Origin of the sequence: Streptomyces sp. NPDC059900 (assembly GCF_050270335.1) — a bacterium.
Lineage (GTDB): Bacteria > Actinomycetota > Actinomycetes > Streptomycetales > Streptomycetaceae > Streptomyces.
Genome location: NZ_JBNNJZ010000575.1, coordinates 1 through 4,943 on the forward strand (window position 1 = coordinate 1; position 4,943 = coordinate 4,943).

The following is a 4,943-nucleotide window of genomic DNA, read 5'->3' on the forward strand; positions in this document are numbered from 1 at the left end:
GCCGTGAGCCGCCGCCCCGGCGGGCGACGGCTCACGCAAACTCAGGACCTCAGGATCTCACGGTCTCACGGCGGGTTCACGACAGCAGGAAGTCGGCCTCCCCCGCCTTGGCTCCCTGGATGAACGCGTTGATCTCGCCGTACGTGTAGATCAGCGCCGGACCGTCCGGATCGGCGGACTGGCGGACCGCGACGCGGCCGTCGGCCAGCTTCATGGCCTCCAGGCAGTTGCCGCCGTTGCCGCCGCTCCACGGCTTGTGCCAGCCCTCGCTGCCGAGTTCGCGGGCGGGCATGCCGTTGTAAATCCGGGAGTCGTCGCGTGACTCGGGGCGGGACCCGGCTCCGGGTTTGCACCCCGGTCGCGTACCGGCTCGGTGTCGATCCATTCACAGCTCCTTGCGGAGGTCCCTGAGGAGCTCCTTTGTGCGTTGTGCCGTCGCGGCTTGCGCCGCCATGCGGTCCATGACCTCGAGGTGGGTCGCCACCTCGGTGCGCGCGTCCAGATAGACGGCGCCGGTCAGGTACTCGCTGTAGACCATGTCCGGCAGCTCCGCCATGGCGAAGCGGAAGAGCACGAACGGTCCGAACGTGCCCGGGTGCGGACCCGCCGCGAACGGCGCGATCTGCAGCGTCACATGAGGGAGTTCGACGGCTTCGAGCAGCTTGTCGATCTGCTCTCGCATCACCTCGGGGCCGCCCACCGGTCTGCGCAGGGCGGTCTCGTCCATCACGACCCAGAGCCTCGGCGCGTCCTCGCGGGTGAGCAGGGACTGGCGCTCCATCCGCAGCGCCACGTACCGCTCGATGTCCTCGGGGCGTGTCTGGCCGATCGCTCCGGAGCGCATCACACCACGTGCGTACTCCTCGGTCTGCAGCAGACCGGGCACGAAATGCGGTTCATAGGACCTGATGAGGCTGGCCGCCCCCTCCAGGCTGACGTACATGCTGAACCAGCCCGGCAGGATGTCGTGGAACCGCTGCCACCAGCCCGGCTTGTTCGCCTCCTCGGCGAGGGTCACGAAGGCGTCGGCCTCGTCGTCGGCGACTCCGTAGGACTTCAGGAGCAGCTGGAGATACGGGATCTTCAGCGCGACCTCGGCCATTTCCATGCGGCGGACCGTGGCGGGGGCCACGCGGAGAATCCGCGCGGCCTCCTCCCGCTTGAGGCCCGCGCTCTCGCGCAGGTCCTGCAAGCGACGGCCTAGGACGACCTGGCCGACGGTCGGCGCGGACCGCGGTTCGCTCACGTCCTACCTCCACGTACTCCATGTAATGCCAATTCACTCCGCACCTGGAGCCGTTGCGAGCAGTGTGCCACGTGCCGCCTCAGAGGAACACGCCACTGTGCACTTTTCAGAGTGGGTCTTGCCAAGGTGTTCCCGACGGGGCGATAGTGGATGGCGTGACTCCGCCCGCGCCGTTACACACAGCTGCCGCCGAAGCCCCTGTTGGCGTTAATGCCGACGTGTGGGCCGATGGCGGCTCCGAGCTCTGCGTCAGCTTCGCGCTCGTGCCACGGCCGGGCTCCGCCGCGCAGGCCAGACAGCTGGCAAAAGCCCAGCTCCTGGGCTGGAACATCGGCGAGGACTGCCGCGACGCCGCAGCCCTTGTGGTGTCAGAGCTGGTCACGAACGCGATCGTGCACACCGCCAGTCACCGGATCGTCTGCGAGCTCTGCACACGCCCCGGCACCCTGCGCATAGCTGTGCGTGACGACGGATACGGATCAGGTGTCCCACGGCCCGCACACGAGGGGCCCGACGCAGACGACGAGCACGGGAGGGGATTGCTCCTCGTCGAGGCAGTCAGCAATGCGTGGGGCGTGCGGGACGAGGGCCCCGGGGCCGGTCTCACCGTGTGGGCGGAACTGCGGGCATGACGTGGCTGCGGGCATGACATGACTGCGTGGCGTGACTGCGTGGCGTGACTGCGTGACGTGACTGAGGGTGCGGGCATGAGAACGACGTGGGCAGGAGGCGTGTGAGCACGGTGACGGTGCGGCGGCTGTTGGATCTGGACACGCTGGTCCGCCTCGAACGGCGGCGGACTGCCGCTGCCTCCCCGCCGCCCCCGACGCGCCTCGCCGTGCCGGAAGGGATGTCGCAGCCCCTGGGGTGCGACGCGGTCGCGATGCCCGCACGCTACGGCCCCCGGCTGATGGCACGGCTGCCCCGCGTGGGCTGCGTGTACGAGGACGTGGACGCGGCCCTGTGGTGGTGGATCGTCCCGGCGGACTCCGACGTCGCCCTGGAGTGGCCCTCCCCCGCGTATTACGCCGCGGGAGCGGTGGTCCCCGGCGCCCGCCGCGCCCCCTCCCTGATCCACACCCCCTCCGGGACCAAGGTCCCCTACACCCCGCCGATCCCGCTGTACCTGGCCTGGTGCGGCGCCACTGGCGCCACGCCGGCCTGGTCGCGGGCCGTACGCGCGTAGACCCGCGCCCTGCGGCGGGGTACGGCGCACCTGCCCCGGCATGTCGAGGCCGTGCTCGCAGGGGACCTGAGGTGTCCGGAGAGTGCCGCTCACGAAACAACTCCTTTGCCTGTACGGGTGCGGAGCCGCCTGCATGGGGTATGGCACTGCGACCCGGGCGAAGCGGCAACAGCTGCCCGGTGTCGCAAGCCCGCACGGGACGTACGCCGGAGGCAGAAGGAGAAGCAGACGAACGACAAGCGGAAAAACAACAGAAGGCAGGACAACTACCGCCCGCCGAGCAGGACTTCGGACTCTGAGGCGCTTCTCTTCGGCGGCCCCCTGCGCTACGACACGGGCTGGGCCCAGTACGAGGAGGCCTTCCTCCAGCTGGGGTTCCGGTCCATGCTGAAGCGGCTGCCCGCGCTGCTCGCCGCCAGCTTCCGGCTCGCCCGGCAGGCGGACCGGCAGGCCGCACGCATCGTCATCGGCGCCGAGGCGGGCCGCGGTGTCGCGCAGGCGGTGAGCCTCCTCGCGGTGAACAGCGTGCTGGGACATCTGCTGACCGACGCGCCGGTGGCCGACCGGCTGCACGGTGCGGCGCCCGCTCTGGTGGCGGTGGCGTGCGTACTGTTCCTGGCCGCGCTGCTGCGCGCCGTGTCGACGTACGCGACGGGCCGTCTGGAACCGAAGGTGGAGCGCGTCGCCACCGAGCAGTACCTGGAGAAGGCCGCTTCGGTGGAGCTCTCGGCCATCGAGGACGACGCGTTCCACAAGCTGCTCGACACCGCACAGTACGGAGCCGCGTCCGCCCGTCGGATGATCGGCATCGCCACGCGTGTGGTGAACGCGCTGATCTCGCTGATCGCGGCGGCGAGCGTGCTCACCGTCCTGCATCCGCTGCTGCTTCCGCTCCTGGTGACGATGGTCCTGCCGAGCGCGTGGAGTGCCCTGACGATCGCCCGGCGCCGCTATGTCTCCTTCCACGCCTGGGTGCAGCACGCCCGCGCGGGGCGCCTCATCGGCAGCCTGCTCACCGACACGGGCGCGGCCCCGGAGATCCGGGTGCACGGCGTGGGCCCCTTCCTGCTGCGGCACTTCCGGTCCATGTCGGAGGCCGCGGAGGAGGAGCAGGCCCGCCTGGCGCGGCTCGCCGCCCGTACGGGCCTGATCGCGGCGGCCTGGACGGGCCTCGCGACCGTGGTGACGTACGCGACGCTCGGCGGTCTGCTGCTCGCCGGGGCGATGGCGCTGTCCGTCGCGGGTACCGCCGTCATCGCGATCCGCACCGGCTCCGCCAGCCTCGACACTCTCGTCGTGGAGATCAACTCCCTGCACGAGGACGCCATGTTCGTCGGCGACCTGGAGCGGCTCTTCGTGGAGGCGGAGCAGCGCGCCATCCCGGTCGGCGGCGCCGAACTCCCCGAAGAACCAAGGGAGATACGGTTCGAGAACGTCACCTTCCGCTATCCGGGCACCGCGGGCAGGGACGCGCTCAGCGACATCTCCCTCTCGCTGCCCACCGGGAAGATCGTCGCGCTCGTGGGCGAGAACGGCTCCGGCAAGACCACACTGGTGAAGCTGCTCGCGGGCCTGTACGCGCCGAAGGACGGCCGGATCCTGTGGGACGGCGTCGACGCCGCGACGGCGGACCGGCATCAGCTCGCGGAGCGCATCGCGATGGTGGCGCAGGACTTCAAGCGCTGGCCGTTCACGGCGCGCGTGAACATCGCGATCGGTCGGTCGTCGGCGCCGCTCACGGACGACCGGATCGGCGCCTCGGTCGGCGAGGCGGGTGCCGGGGACGTCGTGGCCGATCTGCCGCGCGGGCTCGACACGCTCCTTGCCCGCGCGTTCACCGGCGGGCACGAGCTTTCGGGCGGTCAGTGGCAGCGGCTCGGCATCGCGCGGGCCGCCTACCGGCGCGGCAGCATCCTCATCGTGGACGAGCCGACGGCAGCGCTCGACGCCCGCGCCGAACTGGAGGTCTTCGAGAAGATCAGGGCTCTTGCCGGGACGGGCCAGACCGTCGTCCTGATCACCCACCGCCTGGCGTCTGTGCGCCACGCGGACCTCGTCCATGTCCTGGAAGGCGGGCGCCTGGTGGAGTCGGGCACCCCGGACGACCTGCTGCGGACGGGCGGTGTCTATGCGGAGCTCTACGCCCTGCAAGCCGACCAGTTCACGGCCGGGGTCCCCTCACCGAACGGGCACGCCGAGCGCTGAGGGAAGAGACATGACCGGAGCCGGAGCCGCCTACGCGGCGGCGGCTATCTCGGCCAGGTCCGGCACGGCGGGCGCGCCGTGCCCTTCGCGCACGATCACCAGGAAGGCGTCGGACGCGAGGTCCATCACGACCTCCGCCTGCTGCCCCTCCATGCGGCGGGCCTCCGCGAACTTCTCCGCGGGCCACGATCCTCGCGGCCCGCCGGCCGGAAAGCGTTCAAGTACCACTCGGCTGTTCATCATCGTCCTTACTGCTCCCCCGTGGAAAGTCCTCATGGACTCATTCGCAGTACACCGCGCCTGGGG

Annotated in this window: 6 protein-coding genes; 3 read left to right on the plus strand and 3 right to left on the minus strand. The window is 70.5% G+C overall.

Features of this window, described 5'->3' with window-relative positions:
* Window positions 1-76: 76 nt before the first annotated feature.
* A complete protein-coding gene (locus tag ACQKIP_RS39425; RefSeq protein WP_361188955.1) occupies window positions 77-292 on the minus strand; it encodes a DUF397 domain-containing protein in 216 nt (71 codons plus the stop codon).
* A 93-nt stretch (window positions 293-385) separates the two neighbouring features.
* Window positions 386-1,246 (minus strand): helix-turn-helix domain-containing protein, encoded by an 861-nt coding sequence (locus tag ACQKIP_RS39430; RefSeq protein WP_361188473.1) that lies wholly within the window; start codon window positions 1,244-1,246, stop codon window positions 386-388.
* A gap of 218 nt (window positions 1,247-1,464) precedes the next feature.
* On the opposite strand from ACQKIP_RS39430, the gene ACQKIP_RS39435 reads away from it, so the two are divergent.
* The 3 genes from ACQKIP_RS39435 to ACQKIP_RS39445 all read left to right on the plus strand — a co-directional run bounded on the left by ACQKIP_RS39435 (window position 1,465) and on the right by ACQKIP_RS39445 (window position 4,637).
* Window positions 1,465-1,878, plus strand: a complete 414-nt coding sequence (locus tag ACQKIP_RS39435) for an ATP-binding protein (protein ID WP_361188476.1) — start codon at window positions 1,465-1,467, stop codon at window positions 1,876-1,878.
* A gap of 101 nt (window positions 1,879-1,979) precedes the next feature.
* The gene (locus ACQKIP_RS39440; RefSeq protein ID WP_365853047.1) at window positions 1,980-2,432 is read left to right on the plus strand and encodes a hypothetical protein; all 453 of its coding nucleotides are present in this window, start codon (window positions 1,980-1,982) and stop codon (window positions 2,430-2,432) included.
* A gap of 321 nt (window positions 2,433-2,753) precedes the next feature.
* Entirely contained in the window at window positions 2,754-4,637 is a 1,884-nt protein-coding gene (locus ACQKIP_RS39445) for an ABC transporter ATP-binding protein (protein ID WP_365853472.1), read from the plus strand.
* 30 nt (window positions 4,638-4,667) lie between these two features.
* Here ACQKIP_RS39445 and ACQKIP_RS39450 read toward each other — a convergent pair whose 3' ends face one another.
* On the minus strand, window positions 4,668-4,880 hold the full coding sequence (locus ACQKIP_RS39450) for a hypothetical protein (RefSeq protein WP_427745259.1): 213 nt from the start codon (window positions 4,878-4,880) through the stop codon (window positions 4,668-4,670).
* Between the last annotated feature and the right edge of the window lie 63 nt (window positions 4,881-4,943).